The 354-nt window shown below is 40.7% G+C and carries 1 protein-coding gene; it reads right to left on the reverse strand.

Annotation, left to right across the window (positions count from 1 at the left end):
• A partial coding sequence (locus AAEZ00_RS20735; RefSeq protein ID WP_351089765.1) for a heparinase II/III domain-containing protein occupies window positions 1–354 on the reverse strand: 354 nt, incomplete at both ends.

The raw sequence follows: 354 nt of genomic DNA on the forward strand, positions 1-354 counted from the left end.
ATGGTGAGGTCTTGCTTTGCTGAGTAGAAGTGTAATGTAGGGTTATTTTTGTTAGCCGCTTTAAGCTTGCCATTAAAATGACTTTTCTCGTCAACAATTAAAGTGTTATGGGCAATGGTTTGTTTAGCCCATGATTCATTTTCAGGTAAATAACGGCCACCAAATTTTGCCTCAACATTTAGAAAACGTGCAGCGCCATAATCGGATACGATTTCATTACCAGCATCGTAAAACTGCCAGGTTAACTTATCAAAATGGCCATGACCTAAACCTTGCGCAGTCGCTTTAAATACAATGGCTTGGTCGGTTGCTTTACCTTGACGCATAACCACTAATGCACCGTCATCACCTTGT

It is taken from the genome of Shewanella sp. S1-49-MNA-CIBAN-0167, assembly GCF_040310145.1.
GTDB classification, from domain to species: domain Bacteria; phylum Pseudomonadota; class Gammaproteobacteria; order Enterobacterales; family Shewanellaceae; genus Shewanella; species Shewanella psychromarinicola.